Source organism: Oceanimonas doudoroffii, from assembly GCF_002242685.1.
Classification (GTDB): Bacteria; Pseudomonadota; Gammaproteobacteria; order Enterobacterales; family Aeromonadaceae; genus Oceanimonas; species Oceanimonas doudoroffii.
Genome location: NZ_NBIM01000001.1, coordinates 1,687,511 through 1,713,132, shown reverse-complemented (window position 1 = coordinate 1,713,132; position 25,622 = coordinate 1,687,511). Strand labels below are relative to the sequence as shown.

Annotated in this window: 23 protein-coding genes; 12 read left to right on the top strand and 11 right to left on the bottom strand. The window is 61.5% G+C overall.

Annotated elements, in window-relative coordinates:
* Window positions 1–4: 4 nt before the first annotated feature.
* From B6S08_RS07950 to B6S08_RS07920, 7 genes are all read right to left on the bottom strand, one after another.
* The gene (locus B6S08_RS07950; protein WP_094200180.1) at window positions 5–1,300 is read right to left on the bottom strand and encodes a Zn-dependent hydrolase; all 1,296 of its coding nucleotides are present in this window, start codon (window positions 1,298–1,300) and stop codon (window positions 5–7) included.
* 11 nt (window positions 1,301–1,311) lie between these two features.
* Window positions 1,312–3,018, bottom strand: coding sequence for a thiamine pyrophosphate-binding protein (locus B6S08_RS07945; RefSeq protein ID WP_094200179.1), 1,707 nt, complete (start codon window positions 3,016–3,018; stop codon window positions 1,312–1,314).
* 13 nt (window positions 3,019–3,031) lie between these two features.
* Window positions 3,032–3,796 (bottom strand): HpcH/HpaI aldolase/citrate lyase family protein, encoded by a 765-nt coding sequence (locus B6S08_RS07940; protein WP_094200178.1) that lies wholly within the window; start codon window positions 3,794–3,796, stop codon window positions 3,032–3,034.
* A 10-nt stretch (window positions 3,797–3,806) separates the two neighbouring features.
* Window positions 3,807–5,093, bottom strand: coding sequence for a TRAP transporter large permease (locus tag B6S08_RS07935; protein ID WP_094200177.1), 1,287 nt, complete (start codon window positions 5,091–5,093; stop codon window positions 3,807–3,809).
* Window positions 5,090–5,617, bottom strand: a complete 528-nt coding sequence (locus B6S08_RS07930) for a TRAP transporter small permease (protein WP_211284174.1) — start codon at window positions 5,615–5,617, stop codon at window positions 5,090–5,092. Before B6S08_RS07930 ends, B6S08_RS07935 begins: the two co-directional genes overlap by 4 nt.
* A gap of 7 nt (window positions 5,618–5,624) precedes the next feature.
* Window positions 5,625–6,602 carry a TRAP transporter substrate-binding protein gene (locus B6S08_RS07925; RefSeq protein WP_094200176.1) on the bottom strand — a complete coding sequence of 326 codons (978 nt, stop codon included), beginning with the start codon at window positions 6,600–6,602 and terminating at the stop codon, window positions 5,625–5,627.
* A 231-nt stretch (window positions 6,603–6,833) separates the two neighbouring features.
* Entirely contained in the window at window positions 6,834–7,790 is a 957-nt protein-coding gene (locus B6S08_RS07920) for a LysR family transcriptional regulator (RefSeq protein WP_094200175.1), read from the bottom strand.
* A gap of 395 nt (window positions 7,791–8,185) precedes the next feature.
* Between B6S08_RS07920 and B6S08_RS07915 the strand changes: the two genes are divergently transcribed.
* The 4 genes from B6S08_RS07915 (at window position 8,186) to astD (ending at window position 12,977) form a co-directional block, all read left to right on the top strand.
* Complete coding sequence (locus tag B6S08_RS07915) at window positions 8,186–8,767, top strand: anthranilate synthase component II (protein ID WP_094200174.1); 582 nt, start codon at window positions 8,186–8,188, stop codon at window positions 8,765–8,767.
* A 444-nt stretch (window positions 8,768–9,211) separates the two neighbouring features.
* Entirely contained in the window at window positions 9,212–10,426 is a 1,215-nt protein-coding gene (locus B6S08_RS07910) for an aspartate aminotransferase family protein (protein ID WP_094200173.1), read from the top strand.
* A 63-nt stretch (window positions 10,427–10,489) separates the two neighbouring features.
* Window positions 10,490–11,515, top strand: coding sequence for an arginine N-succinyltransferase (astA, locus tag B6S08_RS07905; protein WP_094200172.1), 1,026 nt, complete (start codon window positions 10,490–10,492; stop codon window positions 11,513–11,515).
* On the top strand, window positions 11,508–12,977 hold the full coding sequence (gene astD, locus B6S08_RS07900) for a succinylglutamate-semialdehyde dehydrogenase (RefSeq protein ID WP_094200171.1): 1,470 nt from the start codon (window positions 11,508–11,510) through the stop codon (window positions 12,975–12,977). Before astA ends, astD begins: the two co-directional genes overlap by 8 nt.
* 130 nt (window positions 12,978–13,107) lie before the next feature.
* Here the strand turns inward: astD and B6S08_RS07895 are convergent, their stop codons facing one another.
* Window positions 13,108–14,313: an MFS transporter gene (locus B6S08_RS07895; protein ID WP_245849830.1), complete on the bottom strand. Its 1,206-nt coding sequence runs from the start codon at window positions 14,311–14,313 to the stop codon at window positions 13,108–13,110.
* 123 nt (window positions 14,314–14,436) lie between these two features.
* Here B6S08_RS07895 and B6S08_RS07890 point away from each other — a divergent pair, with 123 nt between their 5' ends.
* From B6S08_RS07890 to B6S08_RS07870, 5 genes are all read left to right on the top strand, one after another.
* A complete protein-coding gene (locus tag B6S08_RS07890) occupies window positions 14,437–15,324 on the top strand; it encodes a LysR family transcriptional regulator (protein WP_094200169.1) in 888 nt (295 codons plus the stop codon).
* 76 nt (window positions 15,325–15,400) lie between these two features.
* Entirely contained in the window at window positions 15,401–16,264 is an 864-nt protein-coding gene (locus B6S08_RS07885; RefSeq protein ID WP_094200168.1) for an NAD(P)-dependent oxidoreductase, read from the top strand.
* A gap of 253 nt (window positions 16,265–16,517) precedes the next feature.
* On the top strand, window positions 16,518–16,790 hold the full coding sequence (hupA, locus tag B6S08_RS07880) for a nucleoid-associated protein HU-alpha (protein ID WP_094200167.1): 273 nt from the start codon (window positions 16,518–16,520) through the stop codon (window positions 16,788–16,790).
* A gap of 120 nt (window positions 16,791–16,910) precedes the next feature.
* Window positions 16,911–17,330 (top strand): hypothetical protein, encoded by a 420-nt coding sequence (locus tag B6S08_RS07875; RefSeq protein WP_094200166.1) that lies wholly within the window; start codon window positions 16,911–16,913, stop codon window positions 17,328–17,330.
* 1 nt (window position 17,331) lies between these two features.
* The gene (locus B6S08_RS07870) at window positions 17,332–17,712 is read left to right on the top strand and encodes a sirohydrochlorin chelatase (protein WP_094200165.1); all 381 of its coding nucleotides are present in this window, start codon (window positions 17,332–17,334) and stop codon (window positions 17,710–17,712) included.
* Between the two features lie 174 nt (window positions 17,713–17,886).
* Here the strand turns inward: B6S08_RS07870 and purD are convergent, their stop codons facing one another.
* Both purD and purH read right to left on the bottom strand, forming a co-directional pair.
* Window positions 17,887–19,170 (bottom strand): phosphoribosylamine--glycine ligase, encoded by a 1,284-nt coding sequence (purD, locus tag B6S08_RS07865; RefSeq protein WP_094200164.1) that lies wholly within the window; start codon window positions 19,168–19,170, stop codon window positions 17,887–17,889.
* A gap of 15 nt (window positions 19,171–19,185) precedes the next feature.
* Complete coding sequence (gene purH / locus B6S08_RS07860) at window positions 19,186–20,769, bottom strand: bifunctional phosphoribosylaminoimidazolecarboxamide formyltransferase/IMP cyclohydrolase (protein ID WP_094200163.1); 1,584 nt, start codon at window positions 20,767–20,769, stop codon at window positions 19,186–19,188.
* Between the two features lie 199 nt (window positions 20,770–20,968).
* Between purH and zntR the strand changes: the two genes are divergently transcribed.
* Window positions 20,969–21,397 carry a Zn(2+)-responsive transcriptional regulator gene (zntR, locus tag B6S08_RS07855; protein WP_094200162.1) on the top strand — a complete coding sequence of 143 codons (429 nt, stop codon included), beginning with the start codon at window positions 20,969–20,971 and terminating at the stop codon, window positions 21,395–21,397.
* Window positions 21,398–21,624: 227 nt separating this feature from the next.
* On the top strand, window positions 21,625–22,908 hold the full coding sequence (locus tag B6S08_RS07850; RefSeq protein WP_094200161.1) for a purine/pyrimidine permease: 1,284 nt from the start codon (window positions 21,625–21,627) through the stop codon (window positions 22,906–22,908).
* Window positions 22,909–22,977: 69 nt separating this feature from the next.
* Here B6S08_RS07850 and B6S08_RS07845 read toward each other — a convergent pair whose 3' ends face one another.
* Entirely contained in the window at window positions 22,978–23,907 is a 930-nt protein-coding gene (locus B6S08_RS07845) for a LysR family transcriptional regulator (RefSeq protein ID WP_094200160.1), read from the bottom strand.
* Window positions 23,908–24,074: 167 nt separating this feature from the next.
* On the opposite strand from B6S08_RS07845, the gene B6S08_RS07840 reads away from it, so the two are divergent.
* Window positions 24,075–25,538, top strand: coding sequence for an NAD-dependent succinate-semialdehyde dehydrogenase (locus B6S08_RS07840; protein ID WP_094200159.1), 1,464 nt, complete (start codon window positions 24,075–24,077; stop codon window positions 25,536–25,538).
* Window positions 25,539–25,622: the final 84 nt, after the last annotated feature.

Sequence of the window (25,622 nt, the reverse complement as noted above, 5' to 3'; positions counted from 1 at the left end):
ACTCCTACTGCGCCTGGTCAGTGGGGTGAATGGGCTCGGCAGTTTGCAGCATGGCATGCAACAGTATATTGGCGCCGGCTTCAAGGTCCTCGGGTTTGGCGTCTTCGCATTCGTTGTGGCTGATGCCATCGACACAGGGCACAAAGATCATGGCGGTGGGGGCCACCCGGCTGATATAAACGGCGTCATGGCCGGCACCGGTCACCATATCACGGTGAGGAATGGCCAGCGCCTCGGCACAGGCGCGAACCCGTTCAACCAGCTTCGGGGCAAAGGGCGTCGGCGGAATGCGCTGCACCTCGAGCAGTTCCACCTCGATGCCGGCGTTATTACCCTGGGTGTCACACAGTTCACACAGTTCACGCAGTCGTTGCTCCATCGCGGTCAGCACCGCCGGCTCGAGGTGGCGCAGATCGACACTGAAGTTCACCCGCCCGGGAATTACATTGCGCGAATTGGGGAATACCCGGAACTCGCCGCAGGTCACCCGGCCATGAGGGGCATGGGGCTCGGCCAGGGTCAGGATATCGCTGACCAGGGCGCAGGCGGTCTGCAGGGCGTCCCGACGGTATTCCATCGGCGTAGGTCCGGCGTGGGCCTCCTGGCCGGTCACCACCACATCGAACCAGCTGAGGCCCAGTGAGCCGGTCACTACGCCCACTTGCAGCTGTTCTTTTTCCAATACCGGCCCCTGTTCAATATGGGCTTCAAAGTAGGCCCCGAGGGTGCGTCCGCCCACCGGCATGTCTCCGGCGTAGCCGATGCGGGTCAGTTCATCGGCGACACTGATGCCATCATGATCCCGCGCCGCCAGGGCCGCCTCGGGGGTGAACATGCCGGCGAAGGCGCCGGAGCCCATCATCACCGGCACAAAGCGGCTGCCTTCTTCATTGGTCCAGATCACCACTTCCATCGGCGCTTCGGTGGTGATGCTCTGCTCGTTCAGCACCCGCATTACTTCCAGGCCGGCCAGCACGCCGTAGTTGCCGTCAAAGCGCCCTCCGGTGGGCTGGGTATCAATATGGCTGCCGGTCACCACCGGCGGCAGATCATTATTGCGGCCCGGGCGACGGGCAAAGATATTGCCGAGTCGGTCAACCCGAATATCCAGCCCCGTGTCCCGCAGCCAGCCGGCCACCAGATCACGGCCCTGGCGATCCTCATCGGTTAACGCCAGCCGGCAGTTGCCGCCCTTGGGCGTGGCGCCCACACGCGCCAGATCCATCAGTGATGCCCATAGGCGGCTGCCGTCAACACGCAGCGCATCGGTTGTCAGTGGTTGGTTTATTGCAATCGTCATGTTCGGGTTCCTCAATCCTGGTGTTGCTGGCGCAGCAGCGCATCGTCACGAAGCTGGCTCAGCAGGGTGCCGGGGGCGATGCCGTCCGGGTCGTAGCGCAGTTCTATCAGGGCCGGCAGTTGTTCACGCTCGGTAAAGGCCAGGGCACGTTCAAAGGCGGCGGCAAACTGGTCGTCTTCGGTCACCACCTCACCGTGTCCGCCGTAGGAGGTGATCAGCTGGCTGAACTCGGGGTTGGTGAAGGAAAGGGCGATTTCGCGGCCCGGGAAGCCGCTTTCCTGGTGGGCGCGAATGGTGCCGAACATGCCGTTGTTGAACACCAGCACGATCACGCCCACCCGGTATTGCAGTGCCACACCCAACTCCTGCATGTTCATCTGAAAACAACCATCACCGGCGAAGCACACCGCGGGTTGATCCGGGTGTTCCATCTTGAAGGAGATGGCCGCCGGCAGGCCGTAGCCCATGGAGCCGACGGTGGGAGTCAGCGAGCTGCCGAGCCCGAAATAACGGCGGTAGCGGTGAGGGTAGAGGGCGTAGTTGCCGGCACCGACGGTGATGCAGCCTCGCTCACCCAGCATGTGGTCGACCTGCAGCGCCACCCGGTCCAGGCTGAGCGGGCCGGGCGCGGGCTGACACTCGAGGGAAGCCAGGTAGGCGTTTCTGGCCTGGTCGGTCAGGGGGGCCCAGGCCGGTGCACCCGGCAGTTCGGGTACCAGATCCAGCATGGCGCTGAAGCCGTTGACATCGGCATGAATGGCAAGATCGGCCTGATAGACACGGCCCAGCTCTTCCGGATCGGCATAAACATGCACCAGTTTCTGCCGGGGCCGGGGCGAGTTGATCCAGCGGTATCCTTCGCTGGTGGCTTCACCCATGCGGGTGCCGACGGCGATGATCAGATCGGCTTCTTCCAGCTGCTGGCGTAGTGCCGCATGCATGCTCCAGCCCACATGGCCGACAAACTCGGGCTGGCGCTGGTCATAACACTCCAGCCGGCGCCAGGCCACGCCGACCGGCAGCTTGAAGCGGCGGGCAAAGTCGGTGACGTGTCGCTGGGACGACGGGGTCCAGCCGCTGCCGCCCACCAGCAGGAAGGGACGTTTGGCGGCGGCCAGGCGGTGGCCGAGTTCGGCCATGTCTGCCGCCCCCGGATAGCTGAAGCGGCGCGGCACCGGTTTGAGCTGTTCCACCTCGGCTTCGCCCCACAAGGTATCTTCGGGCAGGGCCAGCACCACGGGGCCGGGGCGGCCGGTGGTGGCGACGGTCCAGGCGCGGGCAATGTATTCCGGAATGCGGTCGGTCCTGTCGATCTGGGCAACCCACTTGGCCATGGGGCCGAACATGCGTCGGTAATCGATCTCCTGGAATGCCTCGCGCTCCACGAAGTCGTTACCGACCTGGCCGATAAACAGGATCATCGGGGTTGAGTCCTGAAACGCGGTATGCACACCGATGGAGGCGTTGGTGGCGCCCGGCCCGCGAGTGACGAAACAGATGCCTGGGTCTCCGGTCAGCTTGCCGTAGGCTTCGGCCATGTAGGCGGCGCCGCTTTCCTGTCGGCAGACAATGGGCTCGATGGCGTCACGGTGTTCGTTCAGGGCATCGATACAGGGCAGGTAGCTTTCGCCGGGAACCAGAAAAATGCGGCGGGCACCGAGATCCCGAAGTTGCTGGATCAAAATCTGGCCGCCGTTACGGCGAGTCGGGTTGGTCATTGTTATCTTCCTCTCAGGAAATACGGTAAAAGTCTGATGAATGTTGTTGGTTTTTTTGGCTGGCATGCAGTGCCGGCAGTTGCCCGGTATTGACCACACAACGGGCCCTGAACCCGAGCGCCACCGACCAGGCCTGATCCTGTACAAAGCCCTGTGGCGCCGGCCAGGGACCGTCGATGGCGAGCACGCCGGCAGCCTGGCAGGCCGCCAGAAAGCGCTGGCGATAGGGCCGGATGGCGTCAACCCGGTTTGCCAGTGGCATGTCTGCCGGCAACCGCAGGTCGGTCGCCAGATCGCCGGTGCCGATCAGTGCCGCACGCAGCCGGGGACTGGCCGCCAGCAGCTCATCGGCACGACTCAGTCCGGCCCGGCTTTCCAGGGTTGGCACCATGGCGGTGCTGCCGAGGGGAATCCCAAGGGCGGCCTCGCCGGTATCCAGCAGCCCGGCGAGGTCCCGCAATTGGGACACCCGCTCCACCTGTGGCAGAAATACCGCGGCCGGTCGGGCCGCCAGCAACAGCTGCAATTCCTGCTCACCGCCGTTTTCCAGTCGGTTGATGCGCACCATGGGCAGGCGCGTCCTGGCCCGGCAGTCATCGGCAAAGGCATGAAAGGCCAGGCAAGCCTGGTGTTGTTGTGCTTTGGGAGTGAATTCCTCCAGGTCGACCACCAGTGCCTGGGCGTTGCTGGCCAGGGCCAGCTCACGCTGTTCGGGCTGATGGCCGGGCAGAAACAGCCAGCTGCCCGCCCGATTCAGAGAGAGGGAGTCATGGTTCATGGTCAGCTCCTCACTCGCTCATCAGGTTTGGCAAGAACAGCACCAGCTCGGGCACAAAGGTCAGCAGCATCAGCACGGAGAACATGGCAACCAGCATCATCACCAGGGGGCGCAGCGACTCCATCACGCTGATACCACCGATCCGGCAGGCGGCCATGAGATCGACACCCAGCGGAGGCGTGTTGGCGCCGATGGCCAGGTTAACGGTCAGCAACACCCCGAAGTGGACAGGGTCGATGCCGTATTGGCTCAGCAGCGGCATGACGATGGGGGTGATAATGATGATGATGGCGATGCTTTCCATGAAGGAGCCAAGGATCAGCAATACCAGGGTCAGCAGCAGCAGCACGCTGGTCCGGCTGTCGGTCAGTTCACCTATCAGTGAGGCGATGGCCTGGGGCACCTGCTCATAGGTCAGTCCCCAGGCAAAGAGGCCGGCGGCACCGATGATCACCAGAATGGCGGCGCTGGTTTCCGCCGTCGCCTTGACACAATTCAGGAGGTCGGTCAGGCGAAGGTTGCGGTACAGACCCATGCCGACGACCAGCGCATACAGGCAGGCCGAGGCCGCCGCTTCGGTCGGGGTAAAGACGCCGAAGCGAATGCCGCCGATGATCAGTACCGGCACCATCAGGGCGGGCAGGGCATCAACAAAGGCGCTGAGCTTTTCGCTGGTGGTACTGGGGGTGCCTCCGCCCCAGCCATGCTTGCGGGAGACGTAGAGGGCGACCCCAACCAGTGCCAGGGTCAGCATCAGGCCGGGGATCACGCCGCCCATGAACAGTTTGCCGACTGAGGTATTGGAGGTGGTGCCGTAAACGATCATGACAATGCTGGGCGGGATCACGGTGCCGATGGAACTGGCGGTGCCCACCAGCGCACAGCTGAACCCCTTCTGGTAACCGCTGCGTTGCATGGCCGGTAGCAGCATGCTGCCGATGGCAATGACGTCGGCCACCCCGGAGCCGGAGAGGGCACCGAAAATCATGCAGGCCAGCACGGCGACCACCGCCAGACCGCCCTTGATATCTCCCACCAGGGTCATGCACAGACGGACTATTTTCTGGGTCAGCCCGGCGCTGTTCATCAGCTGAGCGGCGAGAATGAACAACGGAATGGCCAACAGGGTAAAGCTTTCCATACCGGCGGCGAATTGCTGGGCAGAGACCAGCATGGGGGCGGCCGCAAATGCCGCCAGGTACACCACGGCAGCAATCAGCAGGGCAAAGGCGATGGGAATATCAATGAGTATGCCGAGACCAAAGACCCCGAGCATGGTTAAGGCGCCGGCGGTCATAGAGCGTCTCCCCGGTTAAACAAGTGAATCAGTTGAGCCAGCGCCATGGCGGCACAGCCGACGGGTACCGCCAGGTAGCTGATTCCGGCTGGAATTTGCAGGGCGGTGGTGGTCTGGCTCATGGTCAGCATGGCCAGCTCCCAGCCGGCCTTGGTGATCACCAGCAGCATCAGCAACACCAGCAGGTCGCCGATATGGGTCAAGACCTTCAGCCAGCGAGCCGAACGTACCAACAGCGGCAGCAGGCCGGCACTGAGGTGTGAGCGATGACAGGAACAGGCCACGGCACCAAGCAGGGTGGACCAGAGCAAAATCAGCTGTGGCAACTCTTCGGCCCAGTGTGGCGGCTGACCCAGCACCCAGCGCATAAAGACCACATAACCGACCAGCGTCGCCAGCGTGGCGACGCCGGCGGCCGCGAGGCCGTGGCAGACAAGGCTGAGTGCAGAGGCCATTCGGGTCAGCACTTCGACCTTGCCCCGCCGGCTGACATGGCCGGCCGTTTCGGCAAGTCTGGTAAGCATATGGACCTCACTTGGCACTGCGGTAGCGCTCGATAATGCTCATCAGATCGCTGCCGAACTGAGGGGTGTATTGCTGCCAGATGCCGCTGACGGCGTCCTGAAAGGGGGCGGGGTCAACGGTGTTGACCGCCATGCCCATGTCTTTCAGTTTGCCGACCAGTGCTTCGTCATCCTGCCGGGTCATGTCCCGCTGCCGGTCCCGCCAGCGGGAGGCCATTTCCTGTACCACGGCCTGATCGGCCGGCGAGATCTTCTTCCAGGTAAAGTCGGTAACGGTCAGGCAGGCGGGGGCCCATACATGGCCGGTAAGGGAGACATAGTCCTGCACTTCGTTGAAAGAGGAGGAGTAGATGATGGACAGCGGATTTTCCTGGGCGTCAAACACTCCCTGCTGCAGGGCGGAGTAGAGCTCCCCAAAGGCCAGGGGAGCGGGGCTGGATCCCAGGGCGCTGAAGGTGTCGAGCCGCATCTTGTCGGGGGTGACCCGAATCTTGAGGTTACTCAGATCCTGTGGGCTGGTGATGGGGCCCCGGTTGTTGGTGACGTGACGGAATCCGTTTTCCCACCAGGAAAGAATGCGCAGGTTTTTCTTGAGGGCCAGTTCCTCAAGCGCCCCACCCAGCTCACCATCAAAGGCGGCGTAGGCGCTTTCCCGTTTGTCCCAGGAATAGGGCAGTTCCACGATGCCGAATTTGGGTTCGATAGGCTGGAAGGAGCCACAGCCGATGACGCCGGCATGCACACTGCCGATTTGCATGCCCTCAATCATGACTTTCTCGTTACCCAGCTGACCACTGGGGAAAACCGTGATGTTGACGCGCCCCTCGGTGGCTTTACGGACATCGTCGGCAAACCCTTCTGCCGCTATGTTCCAGCTGTGGGTGGTGGGCAGTACATGGCCCAGTTTGATGTCCAGTGCGTGTGAGGAAGTGGCTGTCGCGAACAGTGCTGCGCCGAGGCAGAGTGATAAACGTTTCATTTCCATGTCATGTCACCTAGGTCTGGTTGAATCGGTGTCCTGCTGCTCTTCAATGAGCAGTGTCCTAAGGGTGACAGTTATGTGACATAAGACAATTTGCCATTTTTAATGGTAAGTATTTGTCAGATTTATAGATGGAACTGAGACAGGAAGAGGGCGAACTGACCATCCAACCTAAGTGAGGCCGGGGCTGGCATGTGCAGGGAGAGAGCGGCCGGAACGCACACCGGCCAGAGATCAGGGGGTGTGATGCTGTTCCAGCAGGCGTTTTTCCAGGGGGACGCGTGCCAGTGCATTCTGGCAGAAATCAAAAAAGGCCTGTTCGGCAATACCAAAGCGTGCATCCCGATGCCAGATCAGGTGCATATCAATATCGGCAACACCGTCGTAGGGCGGAAGGGGCCACAGCTTTCCCAATTTTACATCATTGGCAACGGTATGCTCCGGCAGACAACCGATACCCCAGCCGGCCCTGACCATCCTCTTGACGTCATCCAGGCTGCTCGACTGGGCAACAATGTCGCTCGACAGCTGGTTATTGGCGCAAAAGACCGCCAGTGGCGACAATACACCGTCCAGCTGGGCACTGCTGAAGGAAACCTGGGGTTCATGCCGCATGTCTTCCAGGCTCAGGTTGTCCTTGCCGAAAAACCTGTGGGTATGGCCGCAATAGAAGCGGTAAAGCTGGCGGGCCAGCACCTGGGACTGAAGACCTTCAACATCATGATTCATCAGGCAGATGCCCACTGTGCCTTCTTTTTGTAGCAGGGCCTGCTGAACCTCAATGCTGGACATGACATCGATATTGCAGGTGATATAGGGATGCAGCTGATGGAAGTCCTTGAGCACCTGGTCGAGAAACGGAATTTCGATGCCGCTGACCATCAGCAGGTGAATATTGCCGGCCACTTCCGGACGGGACTCGTTAACGGCCACACTGAGCCTGGCCACATTGGCATAAATTTCGACTGCCTCGTTATAGACCAGCTCTCCGGCCTTGGTGACCCGAAAGCTGCGGCTGCCGCGCTCTATCAGGCTCTGCCCCAGGCGTTCCTCCAGACGTTTGAGTGCCAGGCTGACCGCCGGCTGGGACAGATGAAGCCGTGCGGCCGCACGGCTGACGCTTCGCTCCTGCACGATCGCCATAAAGCTGCGAAGCAAATTCCAGTCGAGGGTATCGTGTATGGGGCGCATGCTGCTTGGCCTCAAGATTCTGAATGTTGCCAGATATAGCAAATAACCGGCAAAGATGCCGTTGCGATCTGGCGGCCACTCGAAGCCGTATGCAATAAAAGCGACCCTGCTCACAGGGCGTTGTTGCTCGGCTTTCATGAAGGGTGATATTGAGTCACTAGATGACAAGGTACGGTTTCGGCCCGTAGTCAAAAGCGTGAAGCCACCTTCAGCCTCTGATCCTGGCCTCCGGCCATGTGGTTCCAGTCCGATCGGATAGATGCGAAAATACCGTTTCCTCATGTGTGCTGTTGAGGTTCCGGGTCAGGGTATCAAATGAAATTTGTGTATCAGGGCGGGTGTCGCGGCAGTGCTTGGCTGGTTAGTATCTTTAAAATCAAAGAGATAAGTGCAACATGCTGCTGATGATCGACAACTACGACTCCTTTACCTGGAACCTGGTGCAGTATTTCGGTGAACTCGGGCAGAAGGTGGTGGTGCGCCGCAACGACGACATCGGCCTGGACGAGATGGCCGCCATGGCGCCGGCGGGACTGATCATTTCCCCCGGCCCCTGCACTCCGAACGAGGCCGGCGTGTCGCTGGCAGCCATTGAACGTTTCGCCGGTGCACTGCCTATCCTGGGCGTGTGCTTGGGCCATCAAGCCATTGCCCAGGCCTTTGGCGGGCGAGTAGTGCGGGCCCGGCAGGTCATGCACGGCAAGACCTCGGCCATTCGCCATACTGGCACCGGCCTGTTTGCGAATCTGCCCGATCCGCTCACCGTCACTCGCTATCATTCCCTGGTGGTTGAAGCCGGCACCCTGCCGGCCTGCTTTGAGGTCACCGCCTGGAGTGAACACGACCACGGCGGGCGGGACGAGATCATGGGCATGCAGCACAAAACCCTGCCGGTGCACAGTGTGCAGTTTCACCCGGAAAGCATTTTGACCGAAGGCGGTCACCGGCTGCTGCGCAACTTTCTTACGCTGTTGTAAGCGCCGCCAATGAGCGCAGTCGTCGTTCGGTGCCATTCGCTGCGCTCATCACCTTCCTTCCTCACACGACTTGCAGTTCCATGCGAACCTTCAAGGCGATGTGTCTTGCGAGCCTCACTATTAGTTTTTCTTGTTTTCCTTATCAGACTTTCTCGTTCGCCAGCCGTCGTTCTGGCGGGAATAATGGCCGTGAGCCCGTTTTTTCGTAAAAAAATTTTTCTTGCCTGTTTATGCAGTGAAAAACCCGTGATCACGGGGACGGACTCGCCGGGTTGCGAGCTTATGCAAGATAAATGACTACAATTTTTCAGGCTGCAAAATAAACGACCAAAATTGTTGGTTTGTGTAGAGACAAGTTGTGGTCACTTTGCAATAATGCTTGCACGTTTACATGGATTTAACTTTTATCGCAGAGCATGCTGCGGTAAATCAGAGGAGCAACGCATGTCTGATATGGCTGTTACCCGCGAACTGTTTGACCAGGTGATGGTGCCCAACTACGCCCCTTCCGGAAGCATTCCGGTACGGGGCCAGGGCGCTCGCGTATGGGATCAGCAAGGCCGGGAATTTATCGACTTTGCCGGCGGCATTGCGGTCAACTGCCTGGGTCATTGCCACCCGGCCCTGGTCGGCGCGCTCAAGGAGCAGGGTGAAAAACTCTGGCACCTGAGCAATGTCTGGACCAACGAGCCGGCCCTGCGCCTGGGCAAGAAGCTGGTGGATGCCACCTTTGCCGAGCGCGTCTATTTCTGCAATTCCGGCGCCGAGGCCAACGAGGCCGCCCTCAAGCTGGCCCGCCGCTACGCCATCGAGCATCACGGCCCGGAAAAAACCCAGATCATCGCCTTTCACCAGGGCTTTCACGGCCGCACCTTCTTTACCGTGACCGTGGGTGGCCAGGCCGCCTATTCCGATGGTTTCGGCCCCAAACCTGCCGACGTTGAACACGTTCCCTACAATGATCTCGACGCACTCAAGGCCCTGATCTCCGATCGCACCTGCGCCGTGGTGATGGAGCCACTGCAGGGCGAGGGCGGCATCATCAGCCCCAACGCCGACTTTGTACAAGCGGTGCGCGAACTGTGCGATCAGCATAATGCACTGCTGGTGTTTGACGAGGTACAGACCGGCGTGGGCCGCACCGGTGCCCTCTATGCCTACATGGATCTGGGTGTGACCCCCGACATTCTTACCAGTGCCAAGGCCCTGGGCGGCGGCTTCCCTATCGGCGCCATGCTCACCCGTGCCGACATCGCCGCTTCGCTCAAGCCGGGCACCCACGGCTCCACCTATGGCGGCAACCCGCTGGCCTGTGCCGTGGCCGAGGCCGCCTTTGATACCGTCAACACGCCGGAAGTATTGGCCGGGGTGAAGGAGCGCGAGGGCTGGTACCGGGAAGATCTGGCGAAAATCAACGCCAAATACCAGTGTTTCTCGGAAGTTCGCGGCAAGGGCCTGCTGCTGGGCTGCGTCATGAATGAGCAGTACCAGGGCCGTGCCAAGGAATTTCTGCAGGCCGCTTCAGAAGAAGGCCTGATGGTGCTGATCGCCGGTGCCAACGTGGTGCGCTTTGCGCCGTCACTGGTGATCACTCGAGAAGAAGTGCAAGAAGGCCTGGCCCGCTTTGAGCGCGCCGTGGCCAGGGTGGTCAACGGCTGAGGGCCACCACCGTTATAACAGGCGGGGCCGGAGCGCCCCGCCACACGCTGAAAGGAGTGCTGCATGCTGGTGATTCGCCCCATAGAGCAGCGAGATTTACCCACGCTCAAGCAGATCGCCATCGAGTCCGGCCACGGCTTTACCTCACTGCCGGTCAACGACGAGCTGCTGCAGAATAAAATCAACCATTCCCTCGCTTCCTTTGCCAGCCGTGCCGGCGGCAAGGGCGAGTGTCTGTATTTTTTTGTCGCCGAAGACAGCGACACCGGCGAGGTGCTCGGCACCACGGCGCTGGAGTCGGCGGTGGGGCTGTCGTCCCCCTTTTATACCTACCTGCTGGGCAAGCAGGTGCACAGCTCGCGCAAGCTGGGCATTTACAATGTGGTGGAAACCCTCACCCTCACCAATGACTACACCGGGGTCAGTGAGTTGTGCACCCTGTTTCTGCGCGAGCCCGCCCGCCATGGTATGAATGGTCGCTTGTTGTCGAAGAGTCGGTTTTTGTTCCTGGCCGAGTTTCCCGAGCTGTTTGATCGGCGCATTCTGGCGGAAATGCGCGGGGTGTCCGACGACGATGGCAACAGCCCGTTCTGGAGCTGGTTGCAGGAGCATTTTTTCTCCATGGACTTTCCCACCGTGGATTACCTCACCGGCATCGGGCAGAAGGGCTTTATCGCCGATCTCATGCCCAAATATCCGATTTACGTCAGCCTGCTGTCAAAACAGGCGCGGGCGGTGATCGGCAAGACTCACGAAAAGACCCGGCCGGCCCTGCACCTGCTGGAAGAAGAAGGCTTCAGCTGGCGCGGTTATGTCGACATCTTCGACGCCGGCCCCTCGGTGGAGTGTGAAGTGCGCGAGATTCACACGGTGCGCAGCAGCCGCCAGCTGCGGGTGCATATCGGCGAGCCGACGCAGCCGGGCCAATACCTGATCAGTAATGGCCGCTTTGGCGACTTTCGCGCCCTGCTGGGCGACATGGCAATCAATGAACAGCAACAGGCGGTCATTTCTTCGAAAATGGCCAGCCTGCTGAAAGTGGAAGACGGAGATACCGTCAGGGTAGCGGAGATGAAACGCAATGACTGAGGCAGTGCAATACATCAATGGTCAGTGGTTGACGGGTGAAGGCGAACGGTTTGAGTCCCTTGACCCGGCGAAAAACGAGGTGGTCTGGCAGGGCGCCGCCGCCAGTGCGGCCCAGGTGGATGCCGCCGTGTCCGCCGCCCGCGGGGCACTGGCCGACTGGGCGTTTCGTTCGCTGGATGAGCGTCTGGCCGTGGTCAAGGCCTTCTGTAGCCTGCTGGAACAGCACAAGCCGCAGCTGGCCGGCCTGATTGCCAGGGAAACCGGCAAGCCTCAGTGGGAGGCGCAGACCGAGGTGGGCGCCATGATCGGCAAGGCCGCCATTTCCGAAAGGGCCTATGCCGAGCGCACCGGCACGGTGGAAAACCCCATGCCCGGCGCCCGTGCCTTTATTCGCCACAAGCCCCACGGCGTGGTGGCGGTGTTCGGCCCCTACAACTTTCCCGGCCACCTGCCCAACGGCCATATCATTCCGGCCCTGATCGCCGGCAATACCGTGGTGTTCAAGCCGTCCGAGCTTACTCCCCTGGTGGCCCAGGAAATGGTGCGGCTGTGGGCCGAGGCCGGGCTGCCCGAGGGCGTGCTCAACCTGGTGCAGGGCGAGGTCGGCACCGGCAAGGCGCTGGCGGCGCACCCCGGCATTGACGGCCTGTTCTTTACCGGCTCGTCCAATACCGGCAAGCTGCTGCACCAGCAGTTCGCCGGCCAGCCGGGCAAGATCCTGGCGCTGGAAATGGGCGGCAACAACCCCCTGGTGGTCACCGACGTGGCCGATGAGAACGCCGCCGTGCACGCCATCGTGCAATCCGCCTTTATTACCTCCGGCCAGCGTTGCACCTGTGCCCGCCGTTTGCTGGTGCCCAGGGGCGAAGCCGGTGACCGGCTGCTGGCGCGGCTGGTGGAGGTGACCAAGGCCATTAGCGTGGGTCACTACGATGCCGATCCCCAGCCCTTTATGGGCGCGATGATCTCCGAGCGCGCCGCCCGGGGCATGGTAGCGGCCCAGGCCAACCTGCTGGCCTTTGGTGGCGAGTCGCTGCTGATGCTGAAGCACCTGCAGCCGGGCACCGGCCTGGTGTCGCCGGGCATCATCGATGTGACCGGCGTGGCCGAGCTGCCCGATGAGGAACATTTCGGCCCGCTGCTGCAGGTGATTCGGTTCGACTCCCTGCCCGAGGCACTGACCCTGGCCAACCGCACCCGCTACGGCCTGTCGGCGGGCCTGCTGTCCGACAGCGAGGCCGACTGGGACTATTTCTATCGCCATATTCGCGCCGGCATCGTCAACCGCAACCGCCCCATTACCGGCGCCTCCAGCGCCGCGCCCTTTGGCGGGGTAGGGGAAAGCGGCAACCACAGGGCCAGTGCCTACTATGCCGCCGACTACTGCGCCTATCCGGTGGCCTCGGTGGAAGGCGACAGTCTGGACATGCCCGAGACCCTGTCTCCCGGGTTGCGCTTTTAATCCAGGCTGGTTTGCGTCGGCTGGCGGCCTCGGCAGACTCGATGTTTGAGGGCAGCCGCGCCGGCCGAACATAACCGTAATCTCGCTTTTGAGAACCCTGCTTTCGAAATGAAAAGCAGGGTTTTTCTTGTCAGGGAGCGGGCGTCTCCGGTCCCAGGGCCTCTGGCCCCGGGGTCAGCGCAGAAGTGTGGTTGCCCAGTATCCACCCGCCCAGCATCATCAGCAGGACTGCCCCCCCGGCGAGCATCATAAAGACCGCATCCAGAGAGCCGGTAATGGCGCGCAGGTAACCCGCCAGCAGATTTCCCAGGCTGCCTCCCAAGCCAAAGGTGACCATGCAAAACCCGCTGATCTGCATGGTAGCGGTGGCGGAGTAGTGCCTGCCCACCCAGCCGGCCACTATGCCCCACATGGGAAAGTACATCATGCCGTAGCCAAAGCCGGCCACCATGGCAAAGCGGGCCGGATCATACACAAAGGCCAGCAGGCCAAGGGCAAAGCCGCCGAAGATTACCAGCAAAGCCACGCCGTGGCCTCTGCGATCGGCCAGCCTGCCGGCAAGCAGGCCGGCCACCATGCCGGTGACGCCCACCATGGTCCAGGTGTAGCCGCCGAGGCTGGCGGGAAGGCCCAGTTGATCCAGGTAGGTCGCAAGCCAGCTGGAGAACGGCATGGTGGTGAACCCGGCCAGAAAGCAGATAAGGCAGGCCAGAAAGGCGGTGCGTTCGCGGCAAAGGGCAAGCAGCAGCCTTTGAGTCGGCATGGCCGGCTCGGGTTGTGCATTGGTGGCCGGCTGGCCGAGGCCGCGCAGCAGCTGCCAGGTCAGGGCCACCACCAGCAGGCCACAGGCTCCCGCCAGTTGCCAGGCCTGCTGCCAGCCGAGGGAAGGCACCACCAGCAACAGCAGCAGGCCGTTCAGCCCATACCCCCAGGCGGTGCCGCTGGATACGGTGGAAAGGCAGGTGGAGCGCTGCTCAGGGCGAGTGTTGTGGCTGATGATCTCCACCAGGGCGCCCCAGCTGATGGCCGCACTGGCGGCCAGACAGGTCAGGGTCAGCATTATCAGGGGCGGGCTCTCAAGGTGTGCCATGGTAAACAACAGCACCGAGCACAGTGCCCCGGTTGCCAGAGACAGTCGCCCCGTATTCAGGCGATGGCCGCACAGTCCAAGCAGCATGGCGCCGGCAAGGTAGGCCAGCTGGGTAAGTGCACCAATGGCGGCCAGGTGCCAGTGGCCGAGTTGAATGGTCTCGCGCATCAGGGGCACCAGGGCGGCAAACAGAAACATGCCAAATCCATGGCTGACTATCTGGTTCATTCCGAATATTACGACCATCTTCATCCTTGATGCTCTCCAACCGAGTGATTAAAAATCCTGTTTCGCCATCCTGACGACTTGTTGGTTTTCGGTAAATCGATGAATATTGACGTCTGCGTTCAACAAGGTTGAAATCTGAGCATGCGTGATTTGCCCATTACCCTGCTGCGTACCTTTGTGGTGGTGGCGGAAACCCTGAACCTGACCACCGCCGCCGGCCGCCTGCACCGGGCCCCCTCGACCATCAGCATGCAGCTGAACCGGCTGGAAGGCCTGGTGTCGACCGCCTTGCTGGAGCGGGGGCAATACGGCGTGAGGTTGACTCCGGCGGGAGACCTGCTGCGCGCCCATGCCCAGCTGCTGCTGAATCAGCACGACCGCATACTGGGGGCTTTTCTGCACGGAGATATTGACGGCAAGGTGCGTTTTGGCACTCACGATCAATATGCCACCCGCAGCCTGCCGCCCTTGTTGGAAACCTTTGTGCTCAATTACCCGGAGGTTCGGCTGGAAATTCAGTGCGATCACCGTCCCGACTACCTGCAGTCACAGGTGCGGCAGGGCAAACTGGATCTGGCCCTGGTCGAAATGCCACTGCTCTCGCACGACGGTGAGCGCCTTGGCGGTGATGAACTGGTCTGGGTGCGTTCACCCGTGCACCAGGCGCACTTGCGAGACCCGCTGCCACTGGCGGTGTTTGTTGAGGGCTGCTATCACAGAAACGCGGCCCTGCAGGCACTGGCGCAATGGCAAAAGCCCTGCCGGATTGCCTTTACCAGCCAGAGCCGGGCCGGGGTGCTGGCGGCGGTCAGGGCGGGCATTGGCGTGGGCATTATTCCCCGTAGTACCCTGGAGGAAGGCCTGGTGGTGGAAGCGGGACTGCCCCCTTTGCCCGGCACCGACGTGACCCTGTTGGTGGCGGCCGAGGCCAACGAGGCAACCGACAGGCTGGCGCAGATCATTCGAGAGAGTCCGCAGTTTTCCCGCGCCGACCATGGCATGGCCAGGGTGCTGCACCAGCTTGGCTGAGCGGTAGCAACCTTGTTCCCCAATGATGAGCATGGGATCATGCTCGCCGACGACATTCATTCAAAGGAGCCGAAGCATGAAACTGGCATTTATCGGACTGGGCGTCATGGGCTTTCCCATGGCCGGGCATCTGCAGCAGGCGGGCCACGAGGTGTGCGTGTATAACCGCAATTCAGCAAAGGCGGCGGACTGGGTGGCCCGGTTTGGCGGTAGCCAGGGTGCCACGCCGGCCGAGGCCGCGCGGGGTGCCGACATGGTGATGGTGTGCGTGGGTAACGACGACGACGTGCGCTCCGTGGTTTATGGTAGCGACGGCGTGCTGGCGGGTATGCAGGCCGGTGCCCTGCTGGTTGACCATACCACCACCTCGGCCCAACTGGCGGAAGAGCTGGCAAAAACCGCCGGCAAGCAGCATGTGCGTTTTATCGATGCTCCCGTGTCCGGAGGTCAGCTGGGAGCGGAAAACGGTGCCCTGACCATCATGATCGGCGGCACCGAGGCCGATGTGGCCGAGGCGGCGCCGGTGCTGGCGGCCTATGGTAAAAAGGTGACCCGTCTGGGCCCGGTGGGCGCCGGCCAGCGCTGCAAAATGGTCAACCAGATCTGTGTGATCGGGGCGGTACAGGGCATCGCCGAGGGCCTGATGATCGCCCAGAAGGCCGGCCTCGACATTCCCACCCTGATTGAGGTGCTGGCCGGTGGTGCGGCCCAGAGCTGGCAACTGCAGAACCGGGCCCAGACCATGGCCGACGACCAGTTCGATTTTGGCTTCGCCGCCCAGTGGATGCACAAGGATCTGGGCATCTGCCTGGATGAGGCCGAGCAACAGGGCCTCAAACTGCCCCTGACCGAGCATGTGCACGCCGTGTATGAGCGCCTGCTGGAGCAGGGCATGGGGCGCTGCGATTCCACCGTGGTGATTCGGGATCTCAAGTCCTGAGATGCAGGCGGGCGCGCGGCGAATTTTGCCGGCCCTGTCGCGGCGGGGCTTGGCAGAGCCGGGGCGGCTCGGCTATGCTGAGCTCTGCCTCAAAGTGTGGCCTCGAGTGTTTCCCGCTGTTATGTGATGTTTTCCGCAGTTTCCGCACAAAACAACGGCACTTGATGTGAGGGTTTGAGCCAAAGGCTTTGCTTGAGCCTCGAATTTGAATAGAGTGGGCAACCGCTTAATGCCAAGTGAGAAAGGATACCCTATGAACAAGACTCAGCTTGTCGATGCAATCGCCGCCAAGGCCGACCTGAACAAGGCTCAGGCCAAGGCTGCCCTGGAAGAAGTACTCAACGGTATCACTCAAAGCCTGAAAGAAGGTGATCCTGTTCAGCTGGTTGGCTTTGGTACCTTCAAGGTAAACCACCGTGCCGCCCGTACCGGTCGCAACCCGCAAACCGGCAAGGAAATCCAGATTGCAGCGGCAAACGTGCCAGCCTTCGTGGCCGGCAAGGCGCTGAAAGACGCGGTCAACTAAGACCCAGTCAGAACACACCCAACCCGGCCCAGGCCGGGTTTTTTTAACACTTTTCTTGCCCCCGCGATCATTAGGTTGTTATAACTGAACCAGGTCCTGTCCCGAACCAGGGAGGCTTTTATGGAAGTGAACGCTATTCGTCAGGTCGCCATTCCATGGGCGGGAGCCCGGGAACTGACCACGGGGCTGATGCTCACCGAGTTGCATCAGGATGTCTGGAGCGGTTGCCTGGAGCTGGCCATGGGGGTGCCTTCCGACATGGACACGCCACCGCACATTGTGTACTGGCTCAGCTTTGGGCATCTCTATGGTTACCGCGTGCTGGAAGGTGCCGATGTGCCCGAGCTGTTTGAGGACGAACCGCACAACGACAGCCAAATCCAGCTGATCACCCCATCCCGTTTTCTGACCTGGTTTCACCAGGAAACCCAGGGCACTCACCTGAACGAGGACATTCAGCACTACCGCATAGCCTGCTGGGATTTTTGCGTCGACGTGCTGGCGGCTCAGCCGCCGGAAGTGTGTATCAACAAGGAGTAGCATGAAAGGCTTTATTCTGGTCGCCCACGGCAGCCGGCGGGCGACTGCCAACGAGGAAATTGCCGGGTTCGCCCAGCGTATGACAGCCGCCATGAAGGGCGGCTTTGATTTGACCGGCTATGGCTTCTGGGAGCTGGCGGAGCCGTCCCTGGGGCAGGTGATCGACGCCCAGGTGGCTGCCGGCGCCCGGGACATTACCCTGTTCCCCTATTTCCTGGCAGAAGGCAAGCATGTGGTGAACGACCTGCCCTCGGTGCTGGCGGAGAAAAAGGCCCAGTATCCCGGAGTGAAACTGACGCAACTGCCGCACCTGGGTGCCATTCCCGGCTTTGATCAGTGGCTGGCGGCGCAGTTGCAGGAAGATGACGAGGCGAATAGCTAGGGTAGGTTGGCGATGAGCGAAGCGAATTCACAACGTGAAGGCACCAGTGAAATGTTGGAATTCGCGATGCTCATTCCAACCTACGACTCGATAAGTTTACGATTCGGTACATAAAAAACGGGGCCAAACTGGCCCCGTTTTACTTTCGGCTTAAAGCTTTCAGCTGCGAGTTGATTATTGCGCTTCCCGCGCAATTGCCCGCCAGGCGATATCGCTGCGGAAAAACACGTCGTCCCACTGAATCTGACGGGCCAGCTCATAGGCGTTGGCCTGTGCCTGACTGACGCTTTCGCCCAGGGCGGTGGCGCACAGCACCCGCCCGCCGGCGGTGACTACGTCATCGCCCTTGAACTGAGTGCCGGCGTGGAATACCTTGGCGCCTTCGGCCTCGGCGGGAATGCCGGTGATCACATCACCCTGGCGATAGGCGCCGGGGTAACCGCCGGCGGCCAGCACCACGCCCACGGCGGCGCGCTGGTCGAACTCGGCAGTGGCCTTGTCCAGCTCACCCTTACAGCCGGCCAGGCACAGCTCCACCAGATCGGATTTCAGCCGCAGCATAATGGGCTGGGTTTCCGGATCGCCAAAGCGGCAGTTGAACTCGATGACCTTGGGCTGACCGTTCTGGTCGATCATCAGGCCCGCATACAGGAAGCCCTTGTACACATGACCTTCGTCCGCCATGCCGCGTACGGTAGGCATGATCACCTGTTCCATGATGCGGTCATGAATGTCCTGGGTCACCACCGGGGCCGGGCTGTAGGCACCCATGCCGCCGGTGTTGGGGCCGGTATCCTTGTCGCCCACGCGCTTGTGATCCTGGCTGGTGGCCATGGGCAGCACGTGCTCGCCGTCCACCATCACGATAAAGGAGGCTTCCTCGCCATCGAGGAATTCCTCGATCACCACCCGGCTGCCGGCATCGCCAAAGGCGTTGCCCGCCAGCATGTCGCGCACCGCTTCTTCGGCTTCTGCCAGGGTCATGGCCACGATCACGCCCTTGCCCGCGGCCAGGCCGTCGGCCTTGATCACGATGGGGGCACCCTGCTCACGCAGGTAGGCCAGTGCCGGCTCCACCTCGGTGAAGTTCTGGTAGGCGGCGGTGGGGATTTGCTGGCGGGCCAGAAAGTCCTTGGTAAAGGCCTTGGAGCCTTCCAGCTGGGCGGCGCCGGCGCTGGGGCCAAAAATGGCCAGGCCGTCGGCCTCGAACGCATCGACCACGCCGGCCACCAGGGGGGCTTCGGGGCCGACGATGGTCAGCTCCACTCGCTCCTGTTTGGCAAAGGCCAGCAGGCCCTGAATGTCGGTGGCGGAAATGGCCACGTTGGTCAATGCCGGCTCAAGCTCGGTGCCGGCGTTGCCCGGGGCCACGAACACCTTGCTTACCTTGGGTGACTGGGCGGCTTTCCAGGCCAGGGCGTGTTCACGACCGCCACCGCCGATTACCAATACGTTCATGCTGTGTCCTCGCAATCAGTGACGGAAGTGGCGCATGCCGGTGAACACCATGGCCATGCCGTGCTCGTCGGCGGCCTGAATGACTTCCTCGTCGCGCATGGAGCCACCGGGCTGGATCACGCAGCTGATGCCGGCGGCGGCGGCGGCGTCGATGCCGTCACGGAAGGGGAAGAAGGCGTCGGACGCCATCACGGAGCCCTCAACCTGCAGACCTTCGTCGGCGGCCTTGATGCCGGCGATCTTGGCGGAATACACCCGGCTCATCTGGCCGGCGCCCACACCGATGGTCTGGCTGCCCTTGGCATAGACGATGGCGTTGGACTTAACGAACTTGGCCACCTTCCAGCAGAACAGCAGGTCTTTCAGCTCTTCCTCGGTGGGCTGGCGCTTGGATACCACCTTGAGGTCGGCCATGTCCACCATGCCCTGATCCCGGTCCTGCACCAGAATGCCGCCGTTCACGCGCTTGATGTCGAGACCGCGGGTACTGGTGCTCCACTGGCCACACTCCAGCAGGCGCACGTTTTTCTTGTCGGCCACGGCGGCTTTCGCCTCGGCGCTGATGGACGGGGCGATGATCACTTCTACAAACTGGCGCTCGATAATGGCGCGGGCGGTGGCGTCGTCCAGTTCACGGTTAAAGGCGATGATGCCGCCAAAGGCGGAAGTGGGATCGGTCTGGTAGGCACGGTCATAGGCTTCCAGCAGGTCCTTGCCCAGGGCCACGCCACAGGGGTTGGCGTGCTTGACGATGACACAGGCCGGCTCATCGAATTCCTTCACGCACTCCAGGGCGGCGTCGGTGTCGGCGATGTTGTTGTAGGACAGCTCTTTGCCCTGCAACTGGGTGGCGGTGGCCACGGAGGCTTCGTCGACGTTGTTTTCCACGTAGAAGGCGGCGCTCTGGTGGCTGTTTTCGCCGTAACGCAGATCCTGCTTCTTGGTGAACTGGTAGTTGACGGTGCGCGGGAATTTGGAACCCTCGGCGGACTGGTGATAGGCCGGTACCATGGTGCCGAAGTAGTTGGCGATCATGCCGTCGTACTGGGCGGTGTGCTCAAAGGCGGCAATGGCCAGATCGAAACGGGTGCCTTGAGTCAGGCTGTTGCCGTTGGCATCCAGCTCGGCCAGCAGGCGGTCGTAGTCGCCGGCGTTGACCACGATGGCCACGTCGTTGTGGTTTTTGGCCGCGGCGCGCACCATGGTGGGGCCACCGATGTCGATGTTTTCAATCGCGTCTTCCAGGCTGCAGTCGGCCTTGGCAACGGTGTTGGCGAAAGGATAGAGGTTGACCACTACCATGTCGATGGGCGCAATGCCGTGCTCGTTCATGATGGCGTCGTCCTGGCCGCGACGACCCAGAATGCCGCCGTGTACCTTGGGATGCAGTGTCTTGACGCGACCGTCCATCATTTCCGGAAAACCGGTATAGTCGGATACTTCGGTCACGGGAAGGCCTTGTTCCGCCAGCAGGCGGGCGGTGCCGCCGGTAGACAGCAGCTCCACGCCACGGGCGTGCAGCCCCTGGGCGAATTCCACAATGCCTTGTTTGTCGGACACACTCAGCAGAGCTCGGCGAATGGGTCGGGCAGTTTCCATTATGTTCTCGTTCCTTTAACGATTCATCGGGGGGTTTGGTAAAATCGGCGAAAGGACGCCACCGGCTTTACCAAACCGCCTGGTACGCCAGAACGGAAGGCGGCATATTCTACCCGTTTTTGCCGTCCTGTGCCGGACTATTTGGTTTGGCGTCAAGAGGTTTTACGTGTAATCAATACCGCTCTGAAAGGAGAAGCGAATGTATCGCATCGGCGAGCTGGCCAGGGCCTTTGGCATCAAGACCGATACCCTGCGCTTTTATGAAAAGGAAGGGCTGCTGGTGCCCAGTTTGCGCACCCCCACGGGTTACCGGCAGTACAGCGAAGACGACAAGAAACGGCTGCATTTTATTCTGCGCAGCAAGAAGGTGGGCTTTTCCCTGAAAGACATCGAAGAGCTGCTGGCCCTGCGCATCAGCAGTTGCCAGGTGACCTGCCGCGAGGTTAAGGCGGTGGCCGACACCAAGCTGGCCGACGTGGAAGAGCGTATTCGCGAGCTGGAGCAGTTTCGCCGCTCTTTGCGTCAACTGTCCGAGGCCTGCTGCGGTGGGCAGGAAAGCGCCGAGCACTGCTCCATTCTGGAAGCGCTGGACGGCAAGCTTGAGAATACCGACAATAACGCCCGTTAACGCCCCCTGAAATGGCCGCCTTTGGCGGCCTGTCTTGTTGTGCCTTGCATGATGCTCAACGAATAGTTCGTAAATGCGCGCGATGAATTCCAACACGCAGCCGACGGCGGCATGTTGGAACTCGGTTGCGCTCATCGCCAATCTACGCCGATTTGCCCGCCAATGGCCGTGAACAACTGCGGACCTGCCGGCATCTGCTTGCTTTTTTCAACACGGGAGATTTTTCAATGCGACACCAGCTGGGGTGGGGACTGAGCGTGACTCAGTGGTTTGTGTTTTTGCTGGCCAACGCGCTGGCGCTGCCCATCGTGCTGGGCCAGGCCTTTGATCTGGACAGCAACGAGGTGGCCGGCCTGGTGCAGCGAACCCTGCTGGTGGTGGGCCTGAGCTCGGGGCTGCAGGCCTGGCTGGGGCACCGTTATCCCATCGCCGACGGTCCCGCCGGCTCTTGGGCCATCGTGTTTGTGGTGATGGCCTATATCGGCAGGGAGCAGGGCCTAGACAGTGTCGACACCCTGAGGCTGCTCTCCGGCGGCGTGCTGGTGGCGGGGCTTATCATGCTGGTGCTGGGGCTCGTGCGTCAGGTGCACCGGCTGTTGTTTCTGTTTACTCCCCTGGTGACCGGTTGTTTCATTTTGCTGCTGGTGATTCAGCTGGCCGGGGTGTTTGTGCGCGGCATGGTCACGGATCCGCGCACCGGCACCATGAGCCTGCCGGTGCTGCTGATTGGCCTGCTGGTGTTCCTCGGGGTGCTGCTGTGCTCCTTCAGCCGCCACAACCTGCTGCGTACCTATGCGGTGCTGGTGGGCATCGTCCTGGGCTGGATGGCGTTCTGGCTGTTTGGATTATCGCCGGCCACCCCGGCTGAAGGGACCGGCCTGGCGCTGCCGGCGTTGTTTGCCTGGGGCCTGCCGCGGCTGGATGCCGGCATGCTGGTGGTGGCGGTGCTGTTTTCACTACTGCTGTTTTCCAACCAGATAGCGGCGGTTACCGCGGTCTCGGCGGTGGTGAGGGAGCGCCAGCGCGATGACAATGCCGTGATCAATCGCAGCAGCTGGGTGTCCGGCATCAGCCATGGCCTGACCGGCAGCTTTGCCACCGTCGCCGTGGTGCCGCTGCCGGTCACCGCCGGTTTTATTCAGTTGAGTGGTGAAGACAGGCGGGGTCCCTTTTTGCTGGCCTGCGGGCTGCTGGCACTGGTGTCGTTGTTCCCGGGAGCGGTAAGCGTGTTGTCGCTGCTGCCGGCTCCGGTGGCCAATGCGGCACTGCTGGCCACCTTTATCAAGCTGGTGAGCCTGGCGTTTCAGCTGATCACCAAAAGCGGGATGGACAACCGCGCCAGCACCATAGTGGGCGTGGCCCTGCTGCTGGGCGTGGGCTGCATGTTCCTGCCCCCCGGCCTGTACCGACACTTCCCCAGCATGGCGCAATACCTGCTCGGTAACGGCCTGCTTACCGGCACCCTGCTGGCACTGGCGATGGAGCAGCTCTGGTCAAAAGGGAAGGGGTAACCTGCTTCATCATGGCATTGTTGGCGTCACGGGTGATGAACTTGTTTTGCAAACCACTCACCATGCCCCTCAACTACGGTTCAGCTGTTCCTTCAGCAGTTGCAGAAACAGCTGGCGCAACCGGCTTTGGCGCCCGTGACTGCGGGTGATGGCGGCAATGCCCAGCTGGTGAGTTTTCTGCCGGGGCAGCAACGGACGCAGGCGCCCGCCATCCACCCAGCGGCGGGCGTAGCTTTCGGGCAAAAAGCCGACGTACTGGCCCGAGAGGATCAGCGCCGCCCTGGGCTCATAGTGGTAGGCACGCCCGGCCAGCTTCAGGCCCGCATGCTGGGCGCTGGTTTCCGGATTGGTATGAATGCCGGGGTGGATTAGCTTGAACTCGGGCAGGCGCTCGGCGATCACGCCGTCGTCCTGCTCGGCAAACAGCGGATGGCGGTCGCTGCAATAGAGAAAACAGCGCACCTGATAGAGGTGGTGGTAATCCAGCCCTTCCAGATCCCTGTGATAATGAATAAAGCCAACGTCGGCCTCGTCGCTGAGCACTCGGCGTTCAATTTCGCCCATGTAGGCCACATCCACGCTCACGTTGACATCCGGCGCCTGCTCACCGAGGGCGGCAAAGACGTCCACCATGGAAAACTCGTCTTCCAGCCAGATGCTGTCACTGGAGACAATCTTGAGCTCACCGCTCAGTTGCTCGTGCAGCTCGTTGACCGTATAGCGAAACTCTTCCAGCCGACTGAACAGCCGCTTGGTGGACTCGTAAATCACCTCGCCGTCATCGGTCAGGGAAAACCCCGAACGGCCACGCCGGCAGAGCTTGAGCTTGAGTCGGCTTTCCAGGTTGGCCATGTGCACACTGATGGTGGATCGGCTGATATTCAGCTCGGTTTCCGCCGCCGAAAAGCCGCCGCACTCCACTACCGTCTTGAACAGTTTTAACAGGCGAATTTCATAGTCACCGATCTGGCCCAGCACGGGCCGGTTGGTCTGGCTCATAGTTTGAACTGCTTCAATGTGTATGTTGAAAGGTCATCATTTATGGGACTTTGCGCTTGCGGCTAGCATGTTGTCAAACCATGGCCCGTGCCGTTGTGGCGTCGCTCACGGCAAAACCGGTAATCAGGCTTACGGGCGCGGATGGAATCAACATGAGGCAGCCAACTATGAGCATTTCTGCAGTGAACAGCACCCTGGTAAGGGAAAGCGGCCATATCGACGGTCGTTGGTGTCAGGCCGAGAGCGGCGCCACCATTGCCGTATACAACCCCGCCAGTGGCGAACACCTGGGCCAGGTGCCCGACATGGGCGAAACCGAGACCCGTGCCGCCATCGACGCCGCCAGCCGCGCCCTGCCGGCCTGGAGTGCGCTCAATCCCAAGGAGCGGGCCCGCCTGCTGCGGAACTGGTTCGATTTGATCATCGAGCACAAGGAAGATCTGGCCCGGCTGATGACCCAGGAGCAGGGCAAGCCGCTGTTTGAAACCCGGGGCGAGGTGCTCTACGGCGCTTCCTATGTCGAGTGGTATGCCGAGGAAGCCAAGCGTGCCTACGGCAAGGTGTTCTCCGCTCCCACCGGCGACAAGCGGGCCCTGAGCATTCAGCAGCCCATCGGTGTGGTGGCGGCCATCACTCCCTGGAACTTTCCCAATGCCATGATCACCCGCAAAATCGCGCCGGCACTGGCGGCGGGCTGCACCATGGTGGTCAAGCCCTCGGAAGAAACCCCGTTTTCCGCCCTGGCGCTGATGGCACTGGCGGAGCAGGCGGGCATTCCCGCCGGTGTGATCAATATGGTCACCTCCAGCCAGGCCGCCGTGGTGGGCCGCGTGATGACCGACGACGCCCGAGTGCGCAAGTTGTCTTTTACCGGCTCCACCCGAGTGGGCAAGCTGCTTTACGGTCAGAGCGCCGACACCGTGAAAAAACTCAGCCTGGAGCTGGGCGGCAACGCCCCCTTTATCGTGTTTGACGATGCTGATCTCGACGCCGCCGTTACCGGTGCGGTGATCTCCAAGTTTCGCAACGCCGGTCAGACCTGCGTGTGTGCCAACCGCATTTTGGTGCAGGACGGTATTTACGATGCCTTTATGGCCCGCTTCAAGGCCGAAGTGGAAAAGTTCGTCATTGGCAATGGCCTTGATGCCGCCACCACGCTGGGCCCGGTGATCAACAAGGCCGCCATCGACAAGATCGCCGGCATGGTGGACGCGGCCCTGACCGAAGGCGCCGAGTTGGTGACCGGCGGCACGCGTCATGAGGCCGGCGAGCTGTTCTTTGCCCCCACCATACTGGGCAATGTCAGTCAGCAAATGGCCATCGCCAGCCAGGAAATCTTCGGCCCGGTGGCCCCGGTCATTCGCTTCGGTGATGAAGCCGAGGCGGTGGCCATTGCCAACGACACCCCTTATGGCCTGGCCGCCTACTTTTACACCGAGAACCACAGCCGCATCTGGCGCGTCGCCGAGCAGCTGGAATACGGCATGATCGGCATCAATGAGGGCATTTTGTCCAACGAAATCGCCCCCTTTGGCGGCGTGAAGGAATCCGGCCTGGGCCGGGAAGGCTCCGCCGAGGGCCTGGCCGATTATATGGAAACCAAATACCTGTGCATGGGCGGCATTCGCTGAATACGCCATCAGGCAGGACCTCCGAAAGGCAAGTTGTTTGTCTGTCGGTTGATAAAAGATGAAACGCGAGCAGCTTGCCTGGCG